The 25,216-nt window shown below is 50.5% G+C and carries 27 protein-coding genes; 24 read left to right on the forward strand and 3 right to left on the reverse strand.

Annotated elements, in window-relative coordinates; all coding sequences use genetic code 11:
• Window positions 1–35: 35 nt before the first annotated feature.
• A complete protein-coding gene (locus ATY27_RS14230) occupies window positions 36–1,139 on the reverse strand; it encodes a phosphoribosylaminoimidazolesuccinocarboxamide synthase (protein WP_208931292.1) in 1,104 nt (367 codons plus the stop codon).
• Window positions 1,140–1,276: 137 nt separating this feature from the next.
• On the opposite strand from ATY27_RS14230, the gene ATY27_RS14235 reads away from it, so the two are divergent.
• The 5 genes from ATY27_RS14235 (at window position 1,277) to ATY27_RS14255 (ending at window position 4,949) form a co-directional block, all read left to right on the forward strand.
• A complete protein-coding gene (locus ATY27_RS14235) occupies window positions 1,277–1,963 on the forward strand; it encodes a class I SAM-dependent methyltransferase (protein ID WP_208931293.1) in 687 nt (228 codons plus the stop codon).
• Between the two features lie 3 nt (window positions 1,964–1,966).
• Window positions 1,967–2,749 (forward strand): kinase, encoded by a 783-nt coding sequence (locus tag ATY27_RS14240; protein ID WP_208931294.1) that lies wholly within the window; start codon window positions 1,967–1,969, stop codon window positions 2,747–2,749.
• Between the two features lie 159 nt (window positions 2,750–2,908).
• Window positions 2,909–3,355, forward strand: a complete 447-nt coding sequence (locus tag ATY27_RS14245; protein ID WP_208931295.1) for a hypothetical protein — start codon at window positions 2,909–2,911, stop codon at window positions 3,353–3,355.
• On the forward strand, window positions 3,352–3,900 hold the full coding sequence (locus ATY27_RS14250) for an NADPH-dependent FMN reductase (RefSeq protein WP_208931296.1): 549 nt from the start codon (window positions 3,352–3,354) through the stop codon (window positions 3,898–3,900). Before ATY27_RS14245 ends, ATY27_RS14250 begins: the two co-directional genes overlap by 4 nt.
• Before the next feature lie 11 nt (window positions 3,901–3,911).
• Window positions 3,912–4,949, forward strand: coding sequence for an alpha/beta fold hydrolase (locus tag ATY27_RS14255; RefSeq protein WP_208931297.1), 1,038 nt, complete (start codon window positions 3,912–3,914; stop codon window positions 4,947–4,949).
• A gap of 87 nt (window positions 4,950–5,036) precedes the next feature.
• Here the strand turns inward: ATY27_RS14255 and rne are convergent, their stop codons facing one another.
• Window positions 5,037–8,180: a ribonuclease E gene (gene rne, locus ATY27_RS14260; RefSeq protein WP_244151315.1), complete on the reverse strand. Its 3,144-nt coding sequence runs from the start codon at window positions 8,178–8,180 to the stop codon at window positions 5,037–5,039.
• Between the two features lie 496 nt (window positions 8,181–8,676).
• On the opposite strand from rne, the gene rluC reads away from it, so the two are divergent.
• Both rluC and ATY27_RS14270 read left to right on the forward strand, forming a co-directional pair.
• Entirely contained in the window at window positions 8,677–9,630 is a 954-nt protein-coding gene (rluC, locus tag ATY27_RS14265) for a 23S rRNA pseudouridine(955/2504/2580) synthase RluC (protein WP_208931298.1), read from the forward strand.
• A gap of 25 nt (window positions 9,631–9,655) precedes the next feature.
• Window positions 9,656–10,303 (forward strand): HAD-IA family hydrolase, encoded by a 648-nt coding sequence (locus ATY27_RS14270; protein WP_208931299.1) that lies wholly within the window; start codon window positions 9,656–9,658, stop codon window positions 10,301–10,303.
• Window positions 10,304–10,323: 20 nt separating this feature from the next.
• On the opposite strand, the gene ATY27_RS14275 is transcribed toward ATY27_RS14270, so the two are convergent.
• Window positions 10,324–10,929 carry a Maf family protein gene (locus tag ATY27_RS14275; protein WP_208931300.1) on the reverse strand — a complete coding sequence of 202 codons (606 nt, stop codon included), beginning with the start codon at window positions 10,927–10,929 and terminating at the stop codon, window positions 10,324–10,326.
• Between the two features lie 138 nt (window positions 10,930–11,067).
• Between ATY27_RS14275 and yceD the strand changes: the two genes are divergently transcribed.
• The 17 genes from yceD (at window position 11,068) to prpC (ending at window position 25,187) form a co-directional block, all read left to right on the forward strand.
• Entirely contained in the window at window positions 11,068–11,592 is a 525-nt protein-coding gene (gene yceD, locus ATY27_RS14280; RefSeq protein ID WP_208931301.1) for a 23S rRNA accumulation protein YceD, read from the forward strand.
• 18 nt (window positions 11,593–11,610) lie between these two features.
• A complete protein-coding gene (rpmF, locus tag ATY27_RS14285) occupies window positions 11,611–11,775 on the forward strand; it encodes a 50S ribosomal protein L32 (RefSeq protein ID WP_031564938.1) in 165 nt (54 codons plus the stop codon).
• A 6-nt stretch (window positions 11,776–11,781) separates the two neighbouring features.
• On the forward strand, window positions 11,782–12,822 hold the full coding sequence (gene plsX / locus ATY27_RS14290) for a phosphate acyltransferase PlsX (protein ID WP_208931302.1): 1,041 nt from the start codon (window positions 11,782–11,784) through the stop codon (window positions 12,820–12,822).
• Between the two features lie 6 nt (window positions 12,823–12,828).
• On the forward strand, window positions 12,829–13,788 hold the full coding sequence (locus ATY27_RS14295) for a beta-ketoacyl-ACP synthase III (protein ID WP_208931303.1): 960 nt from the start codon (window positions 12,829–12,831) through the stop codon (window positions 13,786–13,788).
• A gap of 28 nt (window positions 13,789–13,816) precedes the next feature.
• A complete protein-coding gene (gene fabD, locus ATY27_RS14300; protein WP_208931304.1) occupies window positions 13,817–14,755 on the forward strand; it encodes an ACP S-malonyltransferase in 939 nt (312 codons plus the stop codon).
• Window positions 14,756–14,763: 8 nt separating this feature from the next.
• The gene (fabG, locus tag ATY27_RS14305; protein WP_244151316.1) at window positions 14,764–15,507 is read left to right on the forward strand and encodes a 3-oxoacyl-ACP reductase FabG; all 744 of its coding nucleotides are present in this window, start codon (window positions 14,764–14,766) and stop codon (window positions 15,505–15,507) included.
• 126 nt (window positions 15,508–15,633) lie between these two features.
• Window positions 15,634–15,870 carry an acyl carrier protein gene (gene acpP / locus ATY27_RS14310; RefSeq protein ID WP_031564929.1) on the forward strand — a complete coding sequence of 79 codons (237 nt, stop codon included), beginning with the start codon at window positions 15,634–15,636 and terminating at the stop codon, window positions 15,868–15,870.
• A 116-nt stretch (window positions 15,871–15,986) separates the two neighbouring features.
• A complete protein-coding gene (gene fabF / locus ATY27_RS14315; RefSeq protein WP_208931305.1) occupies window positions 15,987–17,225 on the forward strand; it encodes a beta-ketoacyl-ACP synthase II in 1,239 nt (412 codons plus the stop codon).
• 135 nt (window positions 17,226–17,360) lie between these two features.
• A complete protein-coding gene (gene pabC, locus ATY27_RS14320; RefSeq protein ID WP_208931306.1) occupies window positions 17,361–18,128 on the forward strand; it encodes an aminodeoxychorismate lyase in 768 nt (255 codons plus the stop codon).
• Complete coding sequence (gene mltG / locus ATY27_RS14325) at window positions 18,129–19,139, forward strand: endolytic transglycosylase MltG (protein WP_208931307.1); 1,011 nt, start codon at window positions 18,129–18,131, stop codon at window positions 19,137–19,139.
• Window positions 19,136–19,756, forward strand: a complete 621-nt coding sequence (gene tmk, locus ATY27_RS14330; RefSeq protein WP_208931308.1) for a dTMP kinase — start codon at window positions 19,136–19,138, stop codon at window positions 19,754–19,756. The genes mltG and tmk overlap by 4 nt, the downstream gene beginning before the upstream one ends.
• Complete coding sequence (holB, locus tag ATY27_RS14335) at window positions 19,753–20,646, forward strand: DNA polymerase III subunit delta' (protein WP_208931309.1); 894 nt, start codon at window positions 19,753–19,755, stop codon at window positions 20,644–20,646. Before tmk ends, holB begins: the two co-directional genes overlap by 4 nt.
• A gap of 7 nt (window positions 20,647–20,653) precedes the next feature.
• The gene (locus ATY27_RS14340; protein ID WP_208931310.1) at window positions 20,654–20,980 is read left to right on the forward strand and encodes a PilZ domain-containing protein; all 327 of its coding nucleotides are present in this window, start codon (window positions 20,654–20,656) and stop codon (window positions 20,978–20,980) included.
• A 115-nt stretch (window positions 20,981–21,095) separates the two neighbouring features.
• A complete protein-coding gene (locus ATY27_RS14345; protein WP_208931311.1) occupies window positions 21,096–21,872 on the forward strand; it encodes a YchF/TatD family DNA exonuclease in 777 nt (258 codons plus the stop codon).
• A gap of 602 nt (window positions 21,873–22,474) precedes the next feature.
• Window positions 22,475–23,137, forward strand: coding sequence for a GntR family transcriptional regulator (locus ATY27_RS14350; RefSeq protein WP_208931312.1), 663 nt, complete (start codon window positions 22,475–22,477; stop codon window positions 23,135–23,137).
• Window positions 23,138–23,139: 2 nt separating this feature from the next.
• Window positions 23,140–24,024 carry a methylisocitrate lyase gene (gene prpB, locus ATY27_RS14355; protein ID WP_208931313.1) on the forward strand — a complete coding sequence of 295 codons (885 nt, stop codon included), beginning with the start codon at window positions 23,140–23,142 and terminating at the stop codon, window positions 24,022–24,024.
• Window positions 24,025–24,056: 32 nt separating this feature from the next.
• The gene (gene prpC / locus ATY27_RS14360) at window positions 24,057–25,187 is read left to right on the forward strand and encodes a 2-methylcitrate synthase (protein ID WP_208931314.1); all 1,131 of its coding nucleotides are present in this window, start codon (window positions 24,057–24,059) and stop codon (window positions 25,185–25,187) included.
• The last annotated feature ends 29 nt before the right edge of the window (window positions 25,188–25,216 follow it).

Genomic DNA, 25,216 nt, shown 5'->3' on the forward strand with positions numbered 1-25,216 from the left:
ACAAAAAAGAAGGGGAGCTAAGCTCCCCTTCATTATTAATCAATCAAACCGTAGTGTTGTTTCAGCACTTCGACGATTTCAGCCTTCGGATTGGCTGAAAGTTCGATGCGACGGCCGATGACTTTTTCGGCGATACCCAGATAGGTGCGCGAAATATCCATCATCACTTCAGTCGGTAACTGGTTGTCGCGGGCTAATGCGGCGCGCTCCGGCATGCGGTCTTTGTTCAGCAGAATATCCGGATCCGGGAAGTGATTAAGCAGCCACTGGCGGAAACCCTCTTTCGATTGTTCCACGATTTGGCCATCACGCCATGACGCGCCGTCCCAAATGCGTGAACTGTCCGGCGTGCCGACTTCGTCCATGTAAATCAGTTTGCTGTTGCCTTTGGTATCTTTGACATAACCAAATTCAAACTTGGTATCGACAAACATCTGATCAAGCGCGGCTAATGCATCGCTTATCACAGCAAAACCTTGTTTCAGCAGCTTTTCATACAAAGTAATGTCTGAGAGCTGTTCAAAGCCAAAGGCCTGATAATGGTGTTCAATGTCTGCGCGGGATATATTCACGTCGTCAGCTTCTGGTACGCCGGCAAGGCCAGTCAGAATGCCTTTTGTCGATGGTGTGATCAGAATTTCCGGCAGTTTCTGCTCTTTTTGCAGGCCTTCCGGTAAAGTGATGCCACAGAATTCGCGTTCGCCTTTACTGTAAGCGCGCCACATCGAGCCTGTGATGTATTGCCGGGCAATGGCTTCGATTTTCACCGGACGGGCTTTTTGTACAATCCAGACCAGCGGATGCGGGATGTCCAGAATGTGGCTATCGGCCAGGCCATGTTGTTTAAATAGCGAGAACCAGTGATTTGAGATTGCGTTGAGCGCGGCGCCTTTACCAGGCACGCCGTTCAGGCCGTTTTCACCTTGCCAGATACAATCAAAGGCGGAGATGCGGTCGCTAATCACCATAATGGCCAGCGGCGTATCAGCGGGCACCGGGTAATTTTTTTCACGGATTAAGCGGGCGCTGTCCTGTTCGGTCAGCCAATACACACTGCGGACTTTGCCGGAATGTACAGGTAAATTCGTGCGGATCGGCAGATCATCGTTGACCGCCAGGACCTGAGTTGCAAGAGTCATGATCACTTCTTCTGTCGCTGAAAAAAGGCGGGCCTGAGTGTAGCAGAAAGGGCGCTTTAACTGAATCGGTGGCAGCAGTTTATCTGCGCTCTGATATGATAGGCCGCATCAATGATGACATGACGCCGGAGTTTTCCATGTCAGACTGCTTCCAGCAGCTATTGCCAGACCCATGCCCACTTTGTTTCAGCATGGCTACCACGCATTACCATACGGATAAAATCCGCCAGTACTGGCACTGTCCGGTCTGTCAGCTGGTGTTTGCCAGCCGCCAGAGCTTATTGGCCAATGACGCTGAACTGGCGATCTATCAACAACACCAGAATGATCCTGCTGACTCTGGCTATCGCCAGTTCTTAAACAAACTGGCTGCGCCTTTATTGAACCGGCTTGGTTCAACGCCTTTAACCGGCCTCGACTTTGGTGCTGGCCCTGGACCGACTTTGTATTTGTTGCTGGAGCAGGGAGGGCATCAGGTCAGTAACTACGATCCTTACTTTGCTCCGGACGCGCAGCTATTACAGCAATCCTACGATTTTATCTGTTCGACCGAAGCAATCGAACACTTTTATCAGCCAGCCAGCGAATGGAAGTTATGGTTGGATCTATTAAAAAACGATGGCTGGCTGGGCCTGATGACCCGGTTAAGACCAGAAACACCGGCTGATTTTGCCAAATGGCACTATAAAAATGACCCGACGCATGTCAGTTTTTTTCATGCGGATACGTTTCTATGGCTGGCTGCGCGGGATGGCTTTACCGTGGAAATTATCAGACCTGACGTGGTGATTTTTCAGAGAAAAACGACCACTAATTTGGGGTAATTAATGAAAACGGGTGATGCTGCAATAAACGCGTCTTTGGTTAGTGTCTTGGAGCACAATATCAGGCAGCACGGCCTAAAGATCTTCGCTATCAGTGGTGCACAGGGCTGCGGTAAAACTACGTTAGCCGCCAGCCTGCAACAGGCTCTGCAGCTAGACGGGCTGCGCTGTGGCGTGGTGTCGCTGGACGATTATTATTTGAGCCGGCACGACCGTCAGATACTGGCGCGGCAGATCCATCCGTTATTCGTCATGCGCGGTGTGCCGGGAACTCACCAAATTGAGCGGTTTCACCAGGATCTGCAGTTGCAGCTTCAGGGCAAAGCGCTAACCTTGCCAAGGTTTGACAAAGCCAATGATGATAGCAGTACCGATTTGCCTGCTGTGTGTTATGACACGCTGATTGTCGAAGGCTGGTGTTTGGGTGCGGTGGCACTTAGTGCGGAACAGCTGGCGTCACCGGTCAATGCGCTAGACTTGAAACCAGATGCAGCGACCTGGCGGGATTATCAAAACCAACAACTAAAGCAGTGTTATCAACCACTGTGGCCGTTATTACAGTCAATGCTGTACCTGCGGGCGCCCGATTGGCCAACTATCTGCCGTTGGCGTCAGCAGCAGGAAGATGTTTTGTGGCAACGACGGGGGACTGGGATGGATGCGGCAACCTTGCAGCAATTTATGTTACCGTTTCAGCGCTGGACAGAAGCCATGCTTTGCGGGCAGATTTGGTCCGGAGTTCAGCAGCTTCAACTGAATGAACTCCGGCAGGTAGTCAATCGTTAGCAGCCTACATCGTGATCTTGGTTAGCTAAGTCACAGAACTTCCAGCAAAAATTTGCTAATTTCTGCACAGTATCGTCATACTGCAGTGGCATATTTATCAGCCGTTGCCAGATAACAATCCTATTGTTGCAAGCGCAACCTCAGACCAGGAGACCTGCGATGCCAGCATTGTTACGGACTACTTTGGCTCTGCTTGCCGGAGTGGTAGTGACCTTCTTCACCATCTCAGCAGTAGAACAACTTGGCCACATCTTATACCGCGCGCCTGCTGGTCTAGACTGGCAGGATAGTTCTGCTGTTTCGGCTTATCTGAAACAACTGCCGGCCGGCGCTTTGTTATTGGTATTAGCCGGGTGGTTACTCGGCATTTTTACTGGTCTGACGGCTGCGACTATGCTCGCAGGTCGCTGTCGCGGCCGTTTTGCGTTGGCGATTGGCTGCCTGGTATTTTTAGGCGCAGTGTCTAATTTCTATTTGTTGCCACACCCGCTGTGGCTGATGGTACTGAGTTTGATCCTGATCCCATTGGTGACACTGATTTGCTGGTGGGCGTTAAAAAAACGGTTTGGCCAACCAGTGACGGCCACAGAAGGAGAGAATGAATGACGGAGATCCGCTTATTAGGTATCTGTGGCAGCCTGCGCAAAGCTTCCCACAATATGACCTTGTTAAAAACTGCTCAGCAGCTGTTGCCAGAAGGCGTTAGTTTACAGATTGCCGATTTAACTGAAGTACCGTTTTTTAGTGCCGATTTAGCTACTAAACCTGCTGCTGTTGTTGTACTGCTGGAGGCGTTCCAACAAGCCGATGGTTTTGTGTTTGCCTGCCCGGAATACAATTACTCTATCGCGCCCGCACTGAAGAATGCGCTGGATTGGGCGTCACGCGAACCTGACAATCGTTTATTGGCCGGAAAAGCGGCGGCGATCATGGGCGCGGGAGGTGGGATGGGTACTTCACGAGCGCAGTATCATTTGCGCCAGGTTGGTGTTTTTCTGGACCTGCATTTTGTCAATAAACCCGAGGTATTCGTCAATGCATTTAGCGGTGTGTTTGCTGCTGATGGTTCCTTGCAGGACGATAAAATCCGCGCCAACATTCAGGCCCAGTTGATTGCACTGCAGGCCTTAGTCACGCAATGCAAAAAGTAATCAGGCCTGATATGTTTAAAAAATCTTTGCTGGCATTGGCATTTTCCGTCGTGGCTTTTCAGGTGTCAGCAGTGCCGGAAACCTCGCTGGCAACCATGTACCCTGCGGAGATCAGCACTTTTTGGCAAGAACAGGTAAAAACCGGCACCATGAAAACGCCGGATGGCGTGCAGCTTGCGTATGCGTACGTGGTACCGTCACAATCAAAATATGCACTCCTGCTTATTCAGGGGCGCACCGAAGCCTATCAGAAGTATCATGAGCTTTATTATGATCTGGCGACGCAAGGTATCGCGGTGTTTAGCCTTGACCATCGTGGCCAGGGTTTGTCGGCGCGGGAGCTGGAAGATCCGCATAAAGGCCATATCACAGATTTTCGTCTCTATAGTCAGGATCAAAACCAGTTCATAACTGAAGTTGTGAACGCGCAGACCGATTTGCCACTGAATCTGCTGGCGCATTCAATGGGCGGTGCTGTCGCGGTGCAGTTGCTGACGCAGCAGCCAACGCTGTTTCAGCGCGCCGTGCTGACGTCACCGATGATTGCACCGAACACCACTGTAGCGTTTTCGGAGCAGGATGGGTGCTATCTGGCTGCGGCCTTTGACTGGACTTGCGCGGATTGTTATGCCGGATTTGTGGCGCAGCCTTATCCAGCAAATCAGGATTTTGCTGATAATATTCTGACCAGTTCAACGACGCGTTATCAGTTGTTCCGCGACTTGTACAAGCAGCAGCCACAATTGCAGTTAGGTGGACCGACCTGGTCCTGGTTGTCACAGGCTTGTGATGTTGCAGATCAAATGCCCGTTTTAGCCCGTCAGATCAAAACACCGGTGCTGATGTTACAATCAGGCTCGGAGCTGGCTGTCAGCAATACTGCTCAGCAGCAGTTTTGCCAGGAACTTGGGCCACTGTGTGCAGAAGGGAAAGTACAGGCGTTTGCTGGTGCTAAGCATGAATTGCTGTTTGAATCTGACAGTTATCGAGACTTGGCACTGCAAAAAATTCTGGCGTTCGTACAGCAAGATAAGATTAAAGCACAGTAGGTATTGGTTCTGATAACCGGGAATACAAACAAAATAACAGGCAAAAAAAGAGCCAGCAAATGCTGGCTCTTTTATTTTCAGTGCAAATTATTCCACTGAAGGTGGTTTTGTCATTGGCGCAACGGCAGACTGGCGGGCTGAGGCAGAACCAGCTGAGCCTTCGATAGTTGTTTTGACTTCATACTGCACACCTTGTGGCACTGCAGCTGGGCTGTCCTCAACAACTGCCACTGGCTTGGTCATAGTCGCAACGACCATATTACCATAGCGGTTTGCTTTAGCTTTTGGCGCCGGAGTAGTTTCTGCAGCCGGCGTGATTGCCGGAGCGGTTTCTACCGGAGCAACCACTACAGTTTCCGCTGGCGCAGCAACAACTGCTGGTGTTGTTGGCTGAGAGTCAATTACTGCTTCAGTCACAGCAGGTGCAGCAACAGCTTCAACCGCGGCGGTGATTTCAACCGCAGGTGCAACAACTTCCGGAGCAGCGGTTTCAGTCTCGACGACAGCAGCAACTTCAGTTTCTGCCGCTGTAACCTCAGTTGCTTCTACAGCTTTTGGTTCGCGTTGACGCTGACGACGCGGTTTTGCAGGTGCTGTCTCAACTATCGGTGCTGCTTCATCAGCGACTTCAGTTGCAGTGGCGACAGTAGTCTCTGTCGGTACCGATCCCGCAGGATCTGCAACAATCGGCAGGTCCAATTGCTGTTCCGCGACAACCACATCTTCTTCCGGATAACGGGCATCAACGGCGTCATCCTGGTCGCCTTGTTGTTGCTCTTTTTTCCGTTTCTGACCGGCAGCACGCAAATGACGTGGTGAGCGGCGGCTGCGGCTGCGGTTTTCGCTGTTGGTTGTATCTGCTGATTCAGCGGCAATGTCAGACTGTTGATCAACCGGCAAATCTGCAGGCACTGATTCTGTAGCGACGTCAGTAGTTACTGCAAAGACAGTTTGCTCAACCGGCGTCATAACAGCGGTCTCTGCTTCTGCGACAACTAACAATTCAGTTTCCGCGACCTGACCAGCCTGTTGTTGCTTATCAAGACGGACTGACTTGCGCATATTGCGGCGTTGACGACGTTCAGCCACTTTGCTGGAAGATGGTACTTCATCTTCAACATCGACTACTGGCACAGGCCGTGGTGCTTTTTCAGCTTGCGGCTTTTTATCCAGACGTTCAGTCCGCTCTGGGCGTTCAGCACGTTCCGGACGCTCTGTGCGTTCGGTTCGTTCAGTGCGCTCAGTTTTTGCTTCTGGTCGGGCATTACGTGGTTTGTCTGAACGTTCCTGGCGTGCAGGTCTGTTTTCAGTACGGGCATTCTCATCCTGGTCCGGCCGGCGCTTTTGTCCGTCACGGGCTTCAGTGCGAGTGTCAATACGGCCTTCACGATTGTCAGGACGACCGTCCCGATTCTCGCGGCCACCATCACGACCGCCACGACGATTGCGACTGTCGCGGTTATTCTGCCGACGTTGTGGTGCTTCAGCTTTCACTTCAGGTGCAGCGGCTGGAGCCGGAGCAGCAAACAGTGACTTAAAGAAACCACCGATTTTACCGAGCAGGCCTTCTTCAGTGCTCTGAGGCGCAACAACTGCTACTTCAGCTTTGGCCACTGGCGCCGCAACAGGCGTTGGCGCATCAGCCATCGAAATTGATGCAATAGCTGGTTTTTCTTTGACTGCGTCTGAAACCGGATGGTACAGCGTGTTAGTCACAGCAGGCGCTTTCACCAGATTGTAACTGGACTCTTCAATTTCTTCGTCCAGGCGGATCCGAGACACTTCATAGTGCGGAGTTTCGTAATGCTCGTTCGGGATGATAAAGATGCGGATGCCATGACGTGTTTCAATGCGACGGATGGATTCGCGTTTTTCATTCATCAGATAAGTAGCAACAGAAATTGGCACCTGCGCATGGATTTGGCTGGTGTTATCTTTGATTGCTTCTTCTTCAATCAACCGCAGGATTGATAACGCTGAGGATTCAGTACTGCGGATAGTGCCGCGACCATGACAGCGTGGGCAGACGTGTGTTGCTGATTCACCCAGTGAAGGCCGCAGACGTTGACGTGACATCTCTAACAAACCGAAGCGTGAGATCCGGCCAATTTGGACCCGGGCGCGGTCTTGTTTCACTGCATCTTTTAAGCGGTTTTCAACTTCGCGTTGATGGCGCACTGGCGTCATATCGATGAAGTCGATGACGATCAGGCCACCTAAGTCGCGTAAACGCAATTGGCGGGCGATTTCGTCGGCAGCTTCCAGATTGGTGTTAAATGCGGTTTCTTCGATATCGCCGCCTTTTGTGGCTTTAGATGAGTTGATATCGATAGCGGTCAATGCTTCGGTAGAATCGATCACGATCGAGCCACCGCTTGGCAGACGCACTTCGCGACGGAACGCTGATTCAATCTGCGTTTCGATTTGATAATGCATAAACAGTGGCGTTTCGCCCTGATACATTTTCACACGATGGGCAAAGTCTGGGCGGAACTGCTGGATATACAGTTTGGCTTCTTCGAAAATACGTGGGTTGTCGATCAGGATCTCGCCAACATCACGGCGCAAATAATCACGGATCGCCCGGAAAACCACGTTGCTTTCCTGATGGATCAAGAATGGAGCAGGGCGGTTTTGAGCTTCAGAGGTAATGGCCGACCAGTGCTTCATCAGCGCTTTTAAATCGTAATCGAGCTCTTCGTATGATTTACCAACACCAGCTGTACGGACAATCAAACCCATGCCATCCGGCATCTCAAGCTGACCCAATGAATCTTTCAGTTCTTGCCGTTCGTCGCCTTCGATGCGACGCGAGATACCACCAGCACGCGGGTTGTTAGGCATCAGCACCAGGTAAGAACCGGCCAGACTGATAAAAGTAGTCAGCGCTGCGCCTTTTTGGCCACGCTCTTCTTTATCGATCTGAATGATGACTTCCTGACCTTCGCGCACCACTTCTTTAATGTTTGGGCGACCATCGAAGGAATAACCTGAAGGGAAATACTCGCGGGAAATTTCTTTTAACGGCAGAAAGCCGTGCCGCTCAGCGCCGTAGTCGACGAAAGCTGCTTCCAGGCTGGGTTCAACCCGGGTAATTTTGCCTTTGTAAATATTGGCTTTTTTCTGTTCGTGACCTGGACTCTCAATATCCAGATCGTAAAGTTTCTGGCCATCGACCAGCGCAACGCGGATTTCTTCTTCCTGCGTCGCATTAATGAGCATTCTTTTCATTGTGTCTGACTCTTGCATTCAGCCACAACAACAGCGCGCACAATCTATGCGTGTCAGATAACGTCAAACATGTATATATGCAGTCTCCCGACTGGAATGCTTGAAAATCGATTTAATTATCAATTGTTTTTAAAACAGAACATCACCAGGTTTGTCAGGCCATGCTGATCTTCATTGAGAATCTGCACACATCGCGTCAGCGTTGCGTTATAGCTTTACTTTTTTTAATTGTTGCCCAGTTAACTGGCAGCTGTGTTGCGCGTCTAACAGCAATAAATTACTCACATTACTGGATGCGCATAGCATTATTCGTCGGCGGGGAAGATAAAATCGTTGGTTTTCACCACGGATTCGGTATGATCTGCGTCCCGACCGGTGCCTCACAGCTTCTCTTACGTCTTTCTGAGCGCCCTAATGGCCATTTTGGCTCAATTAGCGGGTCGATTATCCCATTAATTAAAGTCCATTAGCAACCTAAATGTAGCAGCAAAAACGCATGACTGATGAAAGAAAAACCCCAGTGCAATTTATTGATGTAGATGCAGAATTCGCCGGTCAACGTATCGACAATTTTCTGTTGGCCCGCCTCAAAGGCGTGCCGAAAAGTGTGATCTACCGGGTCGTGCGTAAAGGTGAAGTGAGGGTCAACAAAGGCCGGATCAAACCTGAGTATAAGTTGCAGGCAGGTGACCAGGTCCGGGTACCGCCGATGACTGTGGCGGCAGAATCTGACCCGGTGTCGGTCAAACTGACGGCAGTCAAAACGCTGGAAAGCCACATCCTGTACGAAGACAATGAGTTAATTGTGCTGAACAAACCGACCGGCATGGCCGTACATGGTGGTAGTGGTCTGCAGTTTGGGGCCATTGAAGCACTCCGGGCATTACGCCCGCAGGCTAAGTTTCTGGAACTGGTGCATCGCCTGGACCGGGATACTTCGGGTTGTCTGTTGATTGCGAAAAAACGGTCGATCCTGACAGCACTACATGAACAGTTACGCCTGAAAGTTGTCGAGAAAAAATACTGGGCGTTAGTTGCCGGGCAATGGGACGGCAAAATTAAAAAAGTGACCGAGCCACTGAAAAAGAACACTTTGCAAAGCGGGGAACGGATAGTCCGGGTTGATGAACGTGATGGTAAACCATCAGAGACCCGCTTTAAGGTGTTGCAACGATTTGTTGAAGGTACGCTACTTGAAGCCTTTCCAGTCACCGGCCGTACGCACCAAATTCGCGTGCATACCGCATGCAATGGTCACCCGATAGCTTGTGACGACAAATACGGCGATAACGAGTTTACCGGCCAGATGAATGCACTTGGCCTGAACCGGCTATTTTTACACGCGAAGCTGATTAGTTTTCAGCATCCGGTGTCGGCAGAACGCATGACCTTTGAAGCGCCTTTGGACAAAGCATTGGCACAGATTCTGACCAAGCTGGTCAAAAAATAACAACGCAGCAGTAACAGGTGTGGTGATGTTGGATGTAAAAGTCGTGATTTTTGACTGGGATGGCACTGTAATGGATTCGGTGGGCAAAATCGTCAATTCTGTGCGAATTGCGGCAGAGCGTCTGACTTTACCGGTGCCAACCGAGCACGCAGCGAAGCAGATCATTGGTTTGTCGCTGGAACCGGCGTTTAAAATGTTGTTTCCTGACAGCAGCGCGGCTGAACGGGAGCTGCTGTCTGAGCACTATAAAGATGTATACAGTAACGTCGACAAAACACCCACCCCGTTGTTTGATGGAGCCGAGCTGGTGTTCAGTACGTTACGTCAGCGTGGCTACCATTTGGCGGTAGCGACTGGCAAAGCAAGACGTGGTTTAGACAGGATGTTTGCAGAAACGAAGACCGGGCATCATTTTATTACCAGCCGTTGTTCCGATGAAGCACAAAGCAAACCGCATCCGCAAATGCTACAGCACATCCTGAACGAGCTGCAGCTGAATCCGGCGCAGGCCGTGATGATTGGCGATTCCCGTTATGACCTGATGATGGCGCACAGTATCGAGATGCCGCGTATTGGCGTGACACATGGTGTGCATGGTCACGCCGAGTTTGCTCCATTCGCCCCGCATGCCGTAGTCGGCAATTTGGCGGAATTATTAGACATTTTACCCTAGGCCTGCAGATACAATCACTATCACTGTCCTTGCAGCAACAAATCAACACCAAAGCTTTTCAGCATTCGATGCAGGCGGATTAATGGCAGGCCGATTAGACTATTTGGGTCATCGCCAGTCATTTTTTCGAACAATGTAATGCCGAGCCCTTCAGATTTGAAACTGCCGGCACAATTCAGCGGTTGTTCGCGTCTTATATAACAGTTGATTTCTGCGTCTGATAATTGACGAAACTGTACAATAAAGCGGTCGAGGATTGTATCAGTCCGGCCGGTTTCGTTATCTGTGACCGATAAACCGGTTAAAAACAATACAGACTGACCGCTGAAACTACGCAGCTGGCCAAAAGCACGTTCTTCCGTATGCGGTTTGCCGAGGATCTCGCCATTGAATACGGCAACCTGATCGGACCCAATAACCAACGCATTCTGTCCTTCAGCCTGCAGACGACTGGCAACAGCTTGCGCCTTGGCAGCAGAGAGTCTCAGTACCAGCTGTTCAGGTGTTTCCCCGCTGAGTGCGGTTTCGTCAACTTCAGGTTTCGCACATTGAAAGTCGGTGGTCAGTTTTTGTAACAGTGCCTGGCGGTACACTGACGTTGACGCCAACCATAATGATTTGGTCATGAGTTACCTTTGTTTGATGTCGTTTTATGATAAGGCCAGCACTATAATATTTTTCACCGAATTTAGCGTCAGAAAAGTTAACAAAAGTCTGATCAACCCTTTGACAGCAATAGGATCAATCTATATCATGCGCGCCTTATGCAAAAAGTAAAAATACCTGTCACCATCGATCCGTACCGCACTGCCCAAAAGCGCAGTAGCTTCGACGGGATCCTGCAGCTGCAAAATCTGACCCGGTTGTCAGAACAGCTGTCTAACACAGATGGTGATGTAGCAGTGGTTATTCACTGCGGCAACGATGAACAAGGTCTGGTCTATATAGAGGGCGAAGCCCAATGTACTGTTCAGGTCAGATGCGAACGTTGCGGCGACGAGATGACGCTGAACATAAACAGTAGTTTTGCATATACCCCGTTAAAAGGGGATGATTCGGCTCAAGAAGAGATTCCACAACGCTACGACGTGGTCGAAACAGACGAACACGGCGAAGTGAACCTGCGGCAATTGGTTGAGGACGAATTAATTCTGGCTTTGCCACTGTTTCCGATGCACGATGAAGGTCAATGCGACCCGAATAAGTTGCAGATGAGCTGGGGTGTAATAGAGCCGGAACCAGAGAAACCGAACCCATTTGCAATTCTGCAAGAATTGAAGAAAAAGTGATTTTTTAGGAGAAAGACCATGGCTGTACAACAGAACAAAAAATCTCGCGCCCGCCGCGACATGCGTCGTTCACACGACGCGCTGACTGGCCCAACGCTGTCAGTGGACGCAACAACTGGTGAAACGCATCGTCGTCACCACATTACTGCTGACGGTTTTTACAAAGGCCGCAAAGTAAAATAAGTCCCGGTGCACCAAGTGCAACCATCCAGACTTAAAATTGCGTTAGATATGATGGGGGGCGATCATGGCCCCCTATCTACTATTCCTGCAGCGATAACCGCTGTCAGCGAAAACTCCCAACTTGACCTCATCCTTGTCGGCGACTCAACTGCTATTCAGCATGCTTTGGCCGATGCAGGCATCTCTGAACATCCCCAACTACAAATCAAACACGCGTCACAGCAAGTGCTGATGACTGATAAGCCGTCTGTCGCTTTGCGCACTAAACGTGATTCTTCGATGCGGGTGGCCCTTGATTTGGTCGACCAACAAAAAGTTCAGGCCTGTGTCAGTGCCGGCAATACCGGTGCTTTGATTGCGATGGCGCATTATGTGCTGAAAATGCTCAATGGCATCGAAAGGCCGGCGTTAATCAGTGCATTGCCAACAACCGTCGGTACGCCGGTTTTTATGTTAGATCTCGGTGCAACGGTAAACTGTGATTCCGATACGCTGTTTCAGTTTGCCGTGATGGGCGCTGTAATGGCAGAAGAAGTCGAATCCATTCACCAGCCAAAGGTTGCTTTACTCAACATGGGTGAAGAAGAAATCAAAGGCTCTGACCAAATCAAACGCACGTCTTTATTGTTGTCAGAATGTGCTGACATCAACTACATCGGTTATATCGAAGGCAACGACATTTTTTCCGGTAAAGCAGATGTGATCGTCTGCGATGGGTTTGTCGGCAATGTTGCACTGAAAACCTGTGAAGGTGTAGCCAAACTCATCATTAAACGTTTCGAACAGGCGCTGAAAAACAGTATGTCTGCCCATTTATTCGGCTGGATGATTAAACCATTACTAAAAAGTATTGGTACCGGCGTGAACCCCGACCACTATAACGGTGCAAGTCTGATAGGATTGCGCGGAATTGTAGTGAAAAGTCATGGAAATGCGACAAAAGAAGCATTTCTCAGTGCCATCCGGCAGGCGGTGCGCGAGGTTGAACGCCAGGTGCCCGCAAAAATAAAAGACCGGTTGGAACACGTATTAATCGATAAAGCGTAGGTCTGCATGTATTCTCGCATTATAGGCACCGGAAGTTATTTTCCGGCGCAAGTCCGCACCAATGCGGATCTGGAAGATATGGTGGAAACCACCGACGAATGGATCATCGAACGTACTGGTATTCGCGAACGTCGAATCATTGGTGAAGATGAAACTGTCGCCACCATGAGCACACAAGCCGCATTAAAAGCTATCGAAGCCGCCGGCATTGATAAAAACTCCCTTGATATGATTATTCTGGCAACGACCAGTGCATCACGCGCGCTGCCCAGTGCCGCCTGCGAGGTTCAGCGCGAGCTCGAAATTCCTGGGATCCCAGCTTTTGACATCGCCGCAGCCTGTGCCGGTTTTTGTTATGCGCTGAGTATCGCCGACCAATACATCAAAGGTGGTATGGCTAAACGGGTGTTAGTGATTGGCGCAGACTGTTTGTCGCAGTTAGTTAGTCCGGAAGACCGTTCTATGGTCATTTTGTTCGGTGATGCCGCTGGTGCTGTGGTGTTAGAAGCTTCAGAACAACCAGGTATTTTGTCGACACATATCCACGCTGATGGCAAATACTCTGAATTACTGTACGTAGACAATCCACGGCGAGGCGTTGAATCCTCTGTACACGAAAGCTGGGGCGCGATGAAAGGCAACGATGTGTTTAAAGTTGCAGTTACTAAGTTGTCAGAAGTCGTCGAGCAAACCCTGGCCGCAAATAATCTGGATAAATCACAGATTGACTGGCTGGTACCGCATCAGGCCAATCTTCGTATCATTTCTGCCGTGGCCCGCAAATTGGATATGTCGATGGATCAGGTAGTAATTAACCTGGACCGTTATGGCAATACTTCGGCGGCAACGGTACCAACAGCGTTAGACGAAGCAGTCCGTGATGGCCGCATTAAACGTGGTCAAACTTTATTGCTGGAAGCTTTTGGCGGCGGTTTTGCCTGGGCGTCAGCTCTGGTTCGTTATTAATTAGCGACAGAATTTTCAGAGAACAACAATGACTAAAAAAATTGCATTAGTGTTTCCGGGACAAGGCTCACAGTCTGTCGGTATGCTGGCAGATTTGCATGCTGAATATGCGATAGTCCGTGAGACTTTTGCTGAAGCATCAGCAGCGCTTGGTTATGATTTATGGGCTTTAGTGGCCAATGGTCCAGAAGCTGACCTGAACGAAACGCATCGCACTCAACCGGCGTTGCTGACGGCTTCAGTGGCGGTCTGGCGTTTGTGGCAACAACAAAATGGCACAGCGCCGGCATTCCTGGCAGGTCATTCCTTGGGCGAATACTCCGCATTGGTTTGTGCTGGTGTGCTGAGCCTCTCGGATGCGGTAAAACTGGTCGAAAAACGTGGTCAGTATATGCAAACCGCCGTGCCGGCAGGCACGGGCGCCATGTCAGCGATTATTGGCCTTGACGATACTCTGATCGCAAAAGCCTGTGCGGAAGCCGCGCAAGGCGAAGTCGTTTCGCCGGTAAATTATAATTCACCGGGTCAGGTGGTCATCGCCGGCCATAAAGCTGCTGTTGAGCGCGCCAACGAGTTATGTAAAGCCGCAGGTGCCAAACGGGCTTTGCCATTGCCGGTCAGTGTGCCGAGCCACTGCGCATTAATGCGTCCGGCGGCAGAGCAGTTAGCGAAAGATCTGCAAACGTTGGCTTTTCATACCCCTGTCATTTCCGTCGTGAACAATGTTGATGTTGCGGTTGCCACTGAGGCCACGGCCATTCAGGATGCACTGATCCGTCAACTGTTCAGCCCGGTACGTTGGACTGAAACTATCGAGTTTCTGGCGACGCAAGGTGTCACTGAAGTCATTGAATTGGGTGCCGGAAAAGTATTAAGCGGCTTAATCAAGCGCATCAACAAAGAATTACAAACAACGTCGGTGCATGACGTTGCTTCGTTTCAGGCTGCGTTTGCAGCCAAAGAATAAGGAATTTTATGACTGCTTTTATCTCTCTGGACGGCAAAGTCGCTTTAGTGACGGGTGCCAGTCGTGGCATCGGCCGGGCAATTGCTGAACAACTGGCGGCCTTGGGCGCCAAAGTAATAGGCACCGCCACCAGCGAAAAAGGTGCGCAGGCCATCAGCGATTATCTTGGCGTTGGTCAGGGACTGGTACTTGATGTCGCTAGCCCAGAATCGATTGAGCAATGCCTCGAAACTATCAAAGCGCAGTTTGGTGATATTGATATTCTCGTCAATAATGCCGGTATCACCCGCGATAATCTGCTAATGCGAATGAAAGATGAAGAATGGTTCGATATCATGCAAACGAACCTGACTTCAGTGTTTCGCATGAGTAAAGCGGTGATGCGGACCATGATGAAAAAACGTTTTGGCCGTATTATCACCATCGGATCTGTTGTTGGTTCTATGGGCAATGCAGGTCAGACTAACTACGCTGCGGCAAAAGCCGGTGTACTTGGTTTTACAAAATCTCTTGCGAAAGAAGTGGCGTCTCGTGGTATAACTGTCAACGCTGTTGCGCCTGGTTTTATCGATACCGATATGACTAAGGAACTGACGGAAGAGCAAAAACAAGCGATCTTTGGTCAGGTACCGGCGAATCGTCTGGGACAACCTGAAGAAATTGCGGCCACTGTCGCGTTCCTGGCTTCGAACCAGGCCGCGTATATTACCGGTGAAACGATTCACGTTAACGGCGGCATGTACATGGTTTAAATATCAGGTTTGACCAGCAGGAAATGCCAAACGCATGACTTGCATCGATCTGACTGAACCACTAAACTAGCCGCCACACAAAATTGCACGAACTGTTGCGATTTATATGAGAAAAAGGAAGAAAAGATGAGCAACATCGAAGAACGCGTTAAGAAAATTATCATCGAACAGTTAGGCGTTAAAGAAGAAGACGTAAAACACGAAGCTTCTTTCGTTGACGATCTGGGCGCTGATTCATTAGACACAGTTGAACTGGTCATGGCGCTGGAAGAAGAATTCGATACCGAAATTCCTGATGAAGAAGCAGAAAAAATCACGACAGTGCAATCTGCTATCGATTACATCAAAGCCCACGCTGAATAAGGCGTGAGGTCATCGCCTGGCGCGATGCAGACGGGTAGCGCAGGCTACCCGTTTTTATTTGTGGCGGTGAAAAACCGTGGGATTGCAAGCAACCGAGGGTTGTTGTGGAGGATAAAGTGACTAAACGTCGGGTCGTTGTTACTGGAATGGGGATGCTGACGCCGCTGGGCAATGATGTGGCATCTAGCTGGCAGGCATTACAACAAGGCAAAAGCGGCGTTGATTTCATCACGCATTTTGACACTGAAGCTTACAGCACCAAATTCGCCGGTTTAATAAAAAACTTTGCAGTCGAAGACTTTTTCCCGGCCAAAGAAGCACGGAAAATGGATTTATTTATTCAATACGGTGTAGCCGCAGGCATTCAGGCCTTTCGCGACTCAGGTATTGAGATCACAGAACAGAATGCCGGCCGCATTGGCGCTGCCATTGGTTCAGGCATTGGTGGACTTGGCCTGATTGAAGAAAATCACGAAAAACTGTTAGCCAGCGGCCCTCGCAAGTTGTCACCGTTTTTTGTGCCTTCGACCATCATCAATATGATCTCCGGTCATCTGTCGATCATGCTTGGATTGCAGGGACCGAATATCAGTATTGTCACGGCTTGTACCACAGGTGTGCACAATATTGGCCATGCTGCGCGGATGATCGTTTATGGTGACGCTGACGCGATGTTGGCCGGCGGTGCAGAAAAAGCCTCCACCACATTAGGTATGGGCGGTTTCGGGGCGGCACGGGCATTATCGACCCGCAACGATGCGCCGCAACAAGCCAGCCGGCCTTGGGATAAAGACCGTGATGGTTTTGTCCTTGGAGATGGTGCCGGTGTGGTGATGCTGGAAGAATATGAACATGCGAAAGCCCGTGGCGCGAAGATCTATGCCGAGTTAGTTGGTTTTGGCATGAGTGGTGATGCGTATCATATGACTTCGCCACCAGAAAGTGGTCGCGGTGCCGCGTCTTCCATGGTGAATGCGTTACGCGATGCAGGTGTAAATCCTTCGCAGGTGCAATATATCAATGCCCATGGCACTTCGACACCTGCCGGTGATATCGCTGAAACCATGGCGATCAAATCCGTGTTTGGCGCGAAGCCTGAAGGCTTGATGGTCAGCTCCAGCAAGTCAATGCTTGGTCATCTGTTAGGCGCGGCCGGTTCAGTCGAGTCGATTATCACCGTATTATCGTTGCAGGATCAGGTGGTGACACCAACGATTAACCTCGACAATCCGGATGAAGGCTGTGATCTGGACTATGTCCCACATCAGGCCCGCCAGGCAAAGATAGAATATGCCCTGTGTAACTCATTTGGCTTTGGTGGCACGAACGGCTCGATCTTATTCAGGAAGGTCTGACGTTTTTTTGTGCAATCAAATTACAAAAGGCTGCCTGGCAGCCTTTTGTTTTTAGCGACACTGCGGCAGCCGACGATTTATCCGTAAGAATTTTTCAGGCATACTCGCGCTATTAACGCTTTAAATTCAGACCCGATGCAGATCCAATCATCCGACCGCAGTTTTCAGTATGGCGATGCCATATTCTCCACGGTTAGTATTCGTGACGGACAACCGCAACTCTGGTCACTGCACTGGCAGCGACTGTGTCATTCGATGCAACGGCTTGGTTTTGCTGCACTGGGTGAAACCACTGTGTTGCAGCAAGTGTTGGCGAGTATCAGCGCACAGGAGCAGGTACTGAAAGTACTGATTAGCAGAGGCGAGGGCGCGCGTGGTTATGGCACGTCTGGTATCACAGTACCGCAATTATATTGTTGGACTGCGCCACTGCCTGACTATCAGCAGGTGCGTATGCACGGCGTCCGGTTGGGTCTGGCACAGATGCGACTGGCTCAGCAGCCACTGCTCGCCGGCATCAAACACTGCAGTCGCCTCGAAACCGTGTTGCTGAAACGCGAAGCCGAACAAAGTGGGTTCGACGATTTATTGGTCTGTGACCAACAGGATTATTTAATTGAAGCGACTGCCGCCAATCTGTTGCTGTGGCGGGACGGTCAATGGTGGACACCAGAGCTGCATCAAGCCGGTGTCGCTGGAGTGATGCGGCAGTTATTACTGGATACCCGGCTGGCAACCACAGCACTACTGCCAGTGACTGAGCTCGATAACGTTGAGTCGATGGCGCTATGTAACGCGCTCTCAGGCATAGTCCCGGTATTTTCTCTGACCGGCCGTCAGCTCGATCTGGAACCCGCCTTACAACTACAACAACAAGTTGATGTTTTATTACAGGATCGTTGAATGAAAAAGTTTTTGCTGCAAAGTCTGGTGATTATGGCCGTCGCGGCCTTTGGACTTCGCAACGAATTGCAGCAAGTGCTGCAAACACCGCTGCAATTTCCGGCGGCCTATTATGATGTCAAAGCGGGCAGCAATTTGTCAGCATTGTGCCGGCAATGGCAACAGGCTAAACAGATGACGACACTCGACTGTCAGCTGCTGAAACTGCAATCGCTGGTACAGCCACAGTTGCGTCAGCTGAAAGCAGGGGTTTATGCCGTGCAGCCGATGTCGCTGCAGCAGTTTTTACAGCAAGTACGCACTGGCAAAGTGGCGCAGTTTAGCCTGACGTTGCGGGAAGGCTGGACCCTTGAACAAAATTTACAGGCATTAACGGCCTTGCCATATCTTGAAGCGGACGTCAAAGATCAAGCTGCAGCGCAGGCGTTATTGACCTGGCCAGCCGATTGGGGGCCGCTGCCAGTTTCGGCAGAAGCACTGGTGTTTCCGGAAACCTATTTTTATACTGCCAATACAAAGTTATCCGTGTTGCTGAAACGAGCCAATCAGGCCTTGCTGGAAAAGCTTGATGCAGCCTGGCGGGACAAACACAGCGGGTTACCGCTACAGAATCGTTATGAATTGCTGACCTTAGCATCGATCATCGAAAAAGAGACGGGTCACTTAGCTGAAAAACCATTAATTTCGTCGGTGTTCGTTAATCGGTTGCAGCTGAAGATGCGGCTGCAAACGGATCCAACAGTGATTTATGGTCTTGGCGCACGCTATCAGGGCGATATCAAACGCGAACACTTAAAAGACCCGCACCCCTATAATACCTATGTGTACGCCGGATTACCGCCCGGGCCTATAGCTCTGGTGAGTTGGGGGTCATTACAGGCTGCGGCACAACCAGCCGCTTCGGATAAACTGTATTTTGTTGCCCGGGGTGATGGCACCCATCAGTTTTCCTCTAGCCTCAGCGAACATAACCAAGCAGTACAACAGTATATTTTTGGGAAAAAATCATGAATACAGGCCGTTTTGTCGTCATTGAAGGCCTTGAAGGCGCAGGGAAAACTACTGCTATCAACACGGTTTATCAGTGGTTAAGCCGTCAGGGCCAGCATGTGGTCCAAACGCGTGAGCCCGGTGGTACACCGCTGGCTGAGCAAATTCGTACGTTGGTGAAATCAGTGCAGCAGGAACAAGTGTCGCCAGTGACTGAGCTACTGCTGATGTACGCGGCGCGCGCGCAGTTACTGCATAATGTGATTAAGCCGGCGTTACAGCGCGGTGACTGGGTGTTGGCGGATCGGCATGATTTATCGTCTCGCGCTTATCAGGGCGGCGGCCGTCAAATTCCGGATGAGGTACTGGATCCAATTCGTCACTTAGTGCTCGGTGATTTGCGCCCTGATCTGACCTTATATCTTGATATAGATCCGGCTATAGGGCTGGAACGCGCCCGGGCGCGCGGAGCACTGGATCGGATAGAGCAGGAACAGCTGGCTTTTTTTCAGCGGGCGCGGGCGAAATATCTGGCGGTGGCGGCCACAGAGCCGCATATTATCGTGATTGACGCATCCCAGCCGCTGGCTACTGTGCAGCAGCTATTAACAGACGCACTGGAGCGACATTTCGCGTGACCACTTCATTGCCATGGCTGCAACACACCGAACGGCGCCTGTTTGAACTGGCGTGTCAGGAACAATTGCATCATGCCATTTTGTTGACCGGTCCTGCCGGTATTGGCAAGCATATTTTGGCGAAGCAGCTGGCGCATCTACTGCTCTGTCTGGATCCATTACCGGATGGTGCATGTGGGCGTTGCAAAAGTTGTTTGCTCGGTAAGGCCGGGCATCATCCAGACTTATTACTGCTTGAGGTCAGTAGCAGCATTTCCGTCGATCAGGTCCGCGAAATCAGTGTGCTGATGCAAAACTCACCGCAGCAGGGTGGCGCCCGTGTTGTGGTAGTGCCGCAGGCTGAAAAAATGACCGAGTCTGCCGCCAACGCCTTGTTAAAAACGCTGGAAGAACCAGGCGCACGTAGTTTTTTAATCCTGTACACCGCATTTGCCGAGCAATTGATGCCGACCATATTATCGCGCTGTCAGCGCTGGGACATTCCCGCGCAATATGGTGATGACAGCCGGCAATGGCTGGCACAGCAAAGCGCTGATCCAGTGCCTGATTTTTTGCTTGAACTCTGCGGCGGCGCGCCGTTAAAAGCGCTGACATTGCAAAACAGTGGTGAAGCAATAACACTGGCAGCGCAATTAAACGCATTGCAGGCTTATTTACAAACTGGCTCAGGTTTAGCGCCGCTACAAAAACAGTTGGAAACCCAACCTGAGCTGGCAGCATTGTTGTATTACACGGTGCGACACTGGACGTTACAGCAACAGCAATTACCACCGCCGCAGCTATTTTCGCGCGTCGCCCGCTGGTGTCGTGACGAGCAGCGGATTTTGGGGCAAAATAAATCACTAGCGCTGACAACCTTGTTGTTGGACTTACATCAACTATTACGCTGAGGCCGGCATGGAAGAACTCACGTTAGATTTTGCTGATCTGAAAGAGCTTTACCGCTCTTATATGCCGTTTTTTAAGCAAGGTGGCTTATTTGTCCGCACCAGCCGGCACTACAAAATGGGGCAATCGCTGGCCTTGCAGGTGACCTTACCGGATGCGCTGGAATCGATCCCGGTGTCCGGCAAAGTGGCCTGGCTGACGCCACAGGGTGCACAAAACACCAGCCCGGCAGGTATTGGCGTGGCATTTATTGACGACAAACTGAATCTGCGCGACAAAATTGAAAAATTACTCAGTGGTACGCAGGAGTCGGCTGAGCTGACCTTTACGCTTTAAAGTAGGCGTTGTGCAGAGGTCGTCGTAACGGCTTCGTTGTATCGGCTTCACCACAGCTGCCGCTTCAGGTACACTGCCGGCGTTTTTGTTTTTGACCCTTCTGCCGGAGCTGCTCTTGTTTATTGATTCACATTGCCACCTTGACCGCCTGGAACTGGATAAACTGGGCATGGACTTACCTGCCGTTCTGCAAGCGGCGGCTGAAGCACAGGTTGATCATCTGTTGTGTGTCAGTGTCAGCTTGCAGGAGTTTCCGGCAATGGCAGCGCTGGTCAGTGCTTATCCACAGATTTCAGTGTCTTGTGGTGAGCATCCGCTGCACCAGCAGCTGGAATTCAGTGCCGCCCAATTGCTGACGCTGTGTCAGTCGGAACAGGTTGTTGCAGTCGGTGAAACCGGCCTCGATTATTTTTATAGCCCCGACAATAAAACCACACAACAAGCCGCTTTTGCCGCGCATATTGCAGTAGCCCGCCAGCTGCATAAACCGTTGATTGTGCACACCCGGGATGCCCGTGTTGACACGCTGGCCTTATTGCGGGGCGAACAGGCGCAAGATTGTGGTGGCGTGTTGCATTGCTTTACCGAGGATTGGGATACAGCAAAAGCTGCATTGGATCTTGGTTTTTATATCTCATTCTCCGGCATCATGACGTTTCGCAATGCCGATGCACTGCGCGATGTGGTAAGACAGGTACCACTGGACCGGCTGTTGATCGAAACGGATTCGCCGTATTTAGCACCGGTGCCTTACCGTGGTAAAACCAATCAACCTGCTTATGTAGCAGCAGTAGCCAAAGCCATTGCGGAGCTCAGAGGCATTGATTTGCCTGCATTGGGCGCGGCTACCAGTCAAAATTTTTGCCGGTTATTTCCGCTGGCAAAAGTCTGATCAGTTTGAGTCTGTAACACGTTACGGGCCTGCTGTACCGCTGTTTGCTGTCGACAAAAGAAAAGAAGCCCAGAACCAATCCGCATTGTTCCGGGCTTAGGGGAATGGCTCAAGGTTGAGCCGTGCGCTAGAGGGGAAGATGCATCAAGCTGCATCCGACAGATGATTCCAGTGTAGCCAACCGCGTTTTTTTTGCGCAAAAGTCCTTTCGGATTAAAACGTTGAATTAGTAAACAAATTGTTTATTGTCCGCATGTTACACCCAGCTTATCCAGAAGATATCCCCAGCTTTATTCAATAAGCAAAGCGTTATATAAGGCTTGGCGACCTGATTCCCGATCTCCGCTACATTAAAATAGCATTCCATTTTGTTTCTTCAAACAAGTTCCTAATTGCCAAATAGTCTATAAAAATATATTTCCGCTGCTAGTTTCACAGAAATGGAAGAAATTTGTTACAACAGACCGATGCCAGATCGTGCAAACTTGTATAACCACATTTGGCAGATTGTCGACAATAATACCAATTGCTAACTTGACATTGCTTTTATTGCCCATAAAATTGCGTAATACATAAATTATGTCGACATATTGTAGGTTTTTGTGCAAAAAGACCCCATCACCGCAGCCGACAGAGTCCTGCAGGAGATCCAGCGAGCCATCGTTGCTGGTGAGATCCCGGCTGGCAGCAAAATTTCCGAACCTGAATTGGCGCGGCAGTTTGATTTAAGCCGGGCGCCGCTGCGCGAAGCGCTGGCCCGCCTGGAGCGTTGTCACCTGATTGAGCGAATTCCCAATGCCGGTGCCCGCGTCGTAAAGTTAACCCCGCAAGGCTTAATTTCTTTGTATCAAATCCGAGAGAATCTCGAAGGCATGGCATGCCGGCTGGCGGCTGAACAAATGTCGGACGCGGAAATAACGCAGATGCAGGCGTTATTGGATCAGCATCTGTCGACACAACGTGTGCGTGAAGGCGAAAGTTATTATCAGGAAGCCGGTGATGTCGATTTTCATTACCGCATCATCCAAGCCAGTAAAAACCCATATCTGATCAATATTTTATGTGACGAACTTTATTACTTGGTGCGGATGTACCGGGTCCAAATGGGTATGGCCGGCCCCCGGGTATCGCGGGCGTTTGACGAACATAAAGCTATTCTCAATGCAATCGCCAGCCGCGACGGTGAGTTGGCTGAACTATTAATGCGCCGGCACATCAGTGCGTCGCGTCGCAATATCGAATCACATTTACAACAGGGGAACTGAACATGACGCAAAGCGCAGGCTTAAAATTTCGTCAGGCCATCCAGGCGAATCAACCATTACAGTTGGTCGGTACTATCAATGCTTACACTGCGATGATGGCAGAGCGGGTCGGTCATAAAGCGTTGTATTTGTCGGGCGCCGGTGTCGCCAATGCCTCTTTTGGATTACCGGATCTGGGTATGACGTCGCTGAATGATGTTTGTGAAGACATTCGCCGGATCACCGGTGCGACCGATCTGCCGTTGCTGGTCGATGCAGATACCGGTTGGGGTGGTGCATTTAATATTGCCCGCACTGTGCGCGAGATGACCCGCGCTGGCGCTGCTGGTTTCCATATTGAAGACCAGGTTATGCAAAAACGCTGTGGTCACAGACCAAATAAAGAAATTGTGTCACAGGAAGAAATGGTCGACCGCGTCAAGGCTGCTGTTGATGCCCGGACAGATGCTAACTTTTTTATCATGGCACGCACTGATGCGCTGCAACAACAAGGTTTAGCTGCAGCTATCGAGCGGGCTCAGGCCTGTGTGGAAGCGGGGGCGGACGCTATTTTTGCTGAAGCCGTCTATACGCTGGAGCAATATCAGGCGTTCACGCAAGCCTTGTCGGTGCCGGTGTTGGCCAATATTACTGAATTTGGTCAGACTCCATTGTTTAATACCGCTGAGCTGGCTGGTGTCGGCGTGAAAATGGTGCTGTATCCATTATCAGCGTTTCGCGCGATGAACAAAGCCGCGCTGAATGTCTATCAATCGATTTTGGCCAATGGCGACCAGAAAGCGGTCGTAGACAGCATGCAAACGCGGATGGAGCTGTACGATTTTCTCAATTATCACAGTTACGAAGAAAAACTGGATTCATTATTTGCCCAAGGCAAAAACAAATAAGCTGAATTAACTCTGTACCTGGAGAATAACTTATGTCGACATCTAAACAACTGACCGGCGCGGGTTTACGCGGTCAAATCGCCGGTAAAACAGCATTATCCACAGTCGGTAAAACCGGCTCAGGTCTGACCTATCGTGGTTACGACGTCAAAGATTTAGCCGCCAAATGTGAATTTGAAGAAGTCGCTCACCTGATTTTAAAAGGTGAATTACCGACAGTCGCCGAACTTGCAGCCTATAAAGCCAAACTGAAAGCACTGCGCAGCCTGCCACAGCCATTAAAAGAAGTGCTGGAACGCATTCCGGCATCCGCCCACCCGATGGATGTGATGCGTACCGGCTGTTCCATGTTGGGTAACCTGGAAACGGAACAAAGTTTTGCAGAGCAACAAGACGCCACCGATCGGATGCTCGCGGTGTTTCCGGGCCTGATTAATTATTGGTACAACTACAGCCATCACGGCAAGCGTATTGACGTTGAAACGCCGGCGGATTCGATTGCCGAACAGTTCCTCTGGACCTTGCATGACAAAAAGCCAGAGCCTTTACATGTTACTGTGATGCACGCATCGCTGATCCTGTACGCAGAGCACGAATTTAATGCGTCTACTTTTACGGCGCGGGTCTGTGCTTCAACGTTATCTGACATGCACTCTTGCATCACCGGTGCTATTGGCTCATTACGTGGCCCATTGCATGGTGGTGCCAACGAAGCAGCGATGGAATTGATTGAACATCTGCAAAACCCGGAACATGCCGAAGAGACTCTGTTAGGCATGCTGGCGCGCAAAGATAAAATCATGGGCTTTGGCCATGCTATTTACGCAGAATCTGATCCGCGCAATGCAGTGATCAAAGCCTGGTCGGAGCAACTGGCCAAGGCCAACGGCGATACCCGTTTATACGATGTATCAGTGCGCTGTGAAGCCGTGATGTGGCGGGAAAAGAAACTGTTTTGTAACGCCGACTTCTTCCACGCCTCAGCCTATAACTACATGGGCATTGCGACAAAACTGTTTACGCCAATTTTTGTCTGCTCACGCCTGACCGGCTGGGCGGCCCATGTGATGGAACAACGTGCCGACAACCGCATTATCCGGCCAAGTGCTGATTATGTTGGTGTAGAGCCACGCGAAGTGCAGCCGATCGCCAACCGTGGCTGATAAATCCGGCCGGAACTGACTGTCAGTCC

Source organism: Rheinheimera sp. F8, from assembly GCF_001518915.1.

Excerpts from the sequence above, each read along its gene's own strand:
- ATY27_RS14240 (WP_208931294.1), top strand. The coding sequence starts at position 1,967 with ATGAAAACGGGTGATGCTGCAATAAACGCGTCTTTGGTTAGTGTCTTG.
- ATY27_RS14230 (WP_208931292.1), bottom strand. The coding sequence starts at position 1,139 with ATGACTCTTGCAACTCAGGTCCTGGCGGTCAACGATGATCTGCCGATC.
- acpP (WP_031564929.1), top strand. The coding sequence starts at position 15,634 with ATGAGCAACATCGAAGAACGCGTTAAGAAAATTATCATCGAACAGTTA.
- pabC (WP_208931306.1), top strand. The coding sequence starts at position 17,361 with ATGCAGATCCAATCATCCGACCGCAGTTTTCAGTATGGCGATGCCATA.
- rne (WP_244151315.1), bottom strand. The coding sequence starts at position 8,180 with ATGAAAAGAATGCTCATTAATGCGACGCAGGAAGAAGAAATCCGCGTT.
- ATY27_RS14250 (WP_208931296.1), top strand. The coding sequence starts at position 3,352 with ATGACGGAGATCCGCTTATTAGGTATCTGTGGCAGCCTGCGCAAAGCT.
- tmk (WP_208931308.1), top strand. The coding sequence starts at position 19,136 with ATGAATACAGGCCGTTTTGTCGTCATTGAAGGCCTTGAAGGCGCAGGG.
- ATY27_RS14235 (WP_208931293.1), top strand. The coding sequence starts at position 1,277 with ATGTCAGACTGCTTCCAGCAGCTATTGCCAGACCCATGCCCACTTTGT.
- prpC (WP_208931314.1), top strand. The coding sequence starts at position 24,057 with ATGTCGACATCTAAACAACTGACCGGCGCGGGTTTACGCGGTCAAATC.
- ATY27_RS14295 (WP_208931303.1), top strand. The coding sequence starts at position 12,829 with ATGTATTCTCGCATTATAGGCACCGGAAGTTATTTTCCGGCGCAAGTC.
- mltG (WP_208931307.1), top strand. The coding sequence starts at position 18,129 with ATGAAAAAGTTTTTGCTGCAAAGTCTGGTGATTATGGCCGTCGCGGCC.
- ATY27_RS14275 (WP_208931300.1), bottom strand. The coding sequence starts at position 10,929 with ATGACCAAATCATTATGGTTGGCGTCAACGTCAGTGTACCGCCAGGCA.
- rluC (WP_208931298.1), top strand. The coding sequence starts at position 8,677 with ATGACTGATGAAAGAAAAACCCCAGTGCAATTTATTGATGTAGATGCA.
- yceD (WP_208931301.1), top strand. The coding sequence starts at position 11,068 with ATGCAAAAAGTAAAAATACCTGTCACCATCGATCCGTACCGCACTGCC.
- rpmF (WP_031564938.1), top strand. The coding sequence starts at position 11,611 with ATGGCTGTACAACAGAACAAAAAATCTCGCGCCCGCCGCGACATGCGT.
- ATY27_RS14255 (WP_208931297.1), top strand. The coding sequence starts at position 3,912 with ATGTTTAAAAAATCTTTGCTGGCATTGGCATTTTCCGTCGTGGCTTTT.
- prpB (WP_208931313.1), top strand. The coding sequence starts at position 23,140 with ATGACGCAAAGCGCAGGCTTAAAATTTCGTCAGGCCATCCAGGCGAAT.
- ATY27_RS14270 (WP_208931299.1), top strand. The coding sequence starts at position 9,656 with ATGTTGGATGTAAAAGTCGTGATTTTTGACTGGGATGGCACTGTAATG.
- fabD (WP_208931304.1), top strand. The coding sequence starts at position 13,817 with ATGACTAAAAAAATTGCATTAGTGTTTCCGGGACAAGGCTCACAGTCT.
- ATY27_RS14245 (WP_208931295.1), top strand. The coding sequence starts at position 2,909 with ATGCCAGCATTGTTACGGACTACTTTGGCTCTGCTTGCCGGAGTGGTA.
- fabG (WP_244151316.1), top strand. The coding sequence starts at position 14,764 with ATGACTGCTTTTATCTCTCTGGACGGCAAAGTCGCTTTAGTGACGGGT.
- ATY27_RS14340 (WP_208931310.1), top strand. The coding sequence starts at position 20,654 with ATGGAAGAACTCACGTTAGATTTTGCTGATCTGAAAGAGCTTTACCGC.